The organism is Micromonospora sp. NPDC023814, from assembly GCF_040639595.1.
In the GTDB taxonomy this organism is placed as follows: domain Bacteria; phylum Actinomycetota; class Actinomycetes; order Mycobacteriales; family Micromonosporaceae; genus Micromonospora.
The window spans coordinates 1-1996 of sequence record NZ_JBFAAF010000208.1; the positions used below are offsets into that span (position 1 = coordinate 1).

Genomic DNA, 1996 nt, shown 5'->3' on the forward strand with positions numbered 1-1996 from the left:
AAACCCTTTGTCTGGACCAAAACCGCCGACCAGATCCTCGATAATCTCGCCAACTACTGCACCCGGATCAATAAAGCTTCCAACGACTCAGGACATTAGTAGTGCTTTGTTAGGTCGTTGTGGCGTGTCGCTTGTGTGAGTGTCGTGTTGGTGTTTGGGTGCGGTGCGTGGATGAGCGGGAGCTTGCTCGGGTGCGGGCGCAGTTGGAGGACTTCGCGGCGGGGGTGTTCGGGGGGTTGTGGCGGTCGGATCAGCGGGCGACCGGTCTGCGGTATCTGCGGGGGCTGATGTTGGACGGTCGGCGTAAGTCGATGCAGCCGATGGCTGAACGGCTCGGGGTCGATCACCAGCAGTTGCAGCAGTTCCTGACGTCCTCGACCTGGGATGTGGCCGGTGTGCGGCGACGGCTGGCCACGGCCGCGGTCGACCTGGTGGCACCTCAGGTGTGGGTGGTGGACGACACCGGGTTTCCCAAGGACGGCAAGGCCTCGGCGTGCGTGGCCCGGCAGTACTCCGGCACCCTCGGCAAGGTCGCCAACTGCCAGGTCGCCGTCAGCGTCCACGCGGCGACCGACGCCGCTTCGGCGGTGTTGAACTGGCGGCTGTTCGTGCCGGAGTCCTGGGACGACACCTCCGTGCCAGGCCCGGACGGCAAGCCGGCGAACGCGCACGCCCGCAGGCTGCGTCAGCAGCCGGTCACCCGCGACCAGGCCGGAGCGAAGAAACCACACCCGCGTGTGCAGGTGCCGCCCGCCGAGCAGATCGACCAGATCCGCCGGTCGGGTGCGGGTAGGCGGGCGCGCCAGTAGGGCGATGTAGTCACGTTCGCTGAAACTGCGTCGCTCGTTCTTGCGGCCGCGGTGCACGATCGTGCGGTAGATCAGCCGGGACCGCTGGCCGGGCCGGTAACAGGTCAGCCCGGCGATCGAGACGCGGCCGGAGCCCTTGCCCGACACCGGGACTACGGGGGTGTGCCCGCGTCGTCCCCAGGTGCGGGCCTTCGGTGGGCGCAGCGTCTGGCCGGCCTCGTCTTCGAAGACCAGCCACGCCTGCCGCTGCGCCGCTACCGTTTTCCCGCCGGCCACGTCTCCCGCCGCCAGGTGACGATCGCGGCCTCGTCCCGCTCGACCGCACGATGCGTGGGGACCTGCACCGACCAGCCCAGCCGGTACATGATGTTCGCCGTGCCACGCAGCGTGTACCGGACACGGAACATCCGGGCGATCAGGTCCGACACCCGCGCCAGGGTCCACCGCTGATCACTACCGAAACCGTGCGCCGCTGGCCCCTCCTCCAAGGCATCGGCCAGCCGCCGCAGCCGGCCCTCATCCAGCCGACACCGAGACCCACCCGGCCCCTTCGAGGCCAGAGCCTGCTCACCACCGGCCCGCCACCGCTTGCGCCACCCGTACACCGCCGTCTGCGACACCCTCAGCCGGCGGGCGACCTCCGGCACCGACACGTCCTCGGCGAACCACCCGGCAGCCTGCCGTCGTACCGCCTCACGCTTCGCCCGCCCCCGCGCGGACAACCCACCTCCATCGGGATACCTCATCCCATCGATCTACCCCAGCCCAAGGCCATCACACAGACCACATCGGACGAACCTGGCAATTCAAGATCTGTAACGACCTTGTGCGCAATAGGACGGTCGGTGGCGCGCATCCGTCGTAGGTGATGATCTTCGGGTGTCGATCCGGTGGGCGCGTCGTGTATTCAGCCATCCCGCGTTCTCCGGGATCTCCCGCCGTCATCTGCGACTGCTACGAACTGAGCTGCGGGTGGTGTGGCTGGCCGGGCGAGAGGGCCGGTTGTATGCCCGTCGGGGTGGTCACCGGCGGCGGGCGGCTGGAGCCGGGCGGCGTTTGACGCTGCGGTTCACTGATCGGCTTGTCGTTACCCTCGCTCATCTGCGTCTGGGGGTGCCGCACGAGGCCCTGGCGGTGGCGTTCGGGGTGGACCGCTCGACCGTGACTCGGGCGATCGGGCAGGTACG

Annotated in this window: 2 protein-coding genes and 1 pseudogene; 2 read left to right on the plus strand and 1 reads right to left on the minus strand. The window is 68.5% G+C overall.

Going from position 1 to position 1996, the window contains the following annotated elements:
• Nucleotides 1-167: 167 nt before the first annotated feature.
• A pseudogene (locus AB0G14_RS35445) lies at nt 168-779 on the plus strand (transposase); the annotation flags it as partial.
• A gap of 284 nt (nt 780-1063) precedes the next feature.
• On the opposite strand, the gene AB0G14_RS35450 reads toward AB0G14_RS35445, so the two are convergent.
• Nucleotides 1064-1531, minus strand: a complete 468-nt coding sequence (locus AB0G14_RS35450; RefSeq protein WP_357705144.1) for a winged helix-turn-helix domain-containing protein — start codon at nt 1529-1531, stop codon at nt 1064-1066.
• A 253-nt stretch (nt 1532-1784) separates the two neighbouring features.
• Here AB0G14_RS35450 and AB0G14_RS35455 point away from each other — a divergent pair.
• On the plus strand, nt 1785-1996 hold a 212-nt coding region (locus tag AB0G14_RS35455), incomplete at its 3' end, for a transposase family protein (protein WP_357705146.1).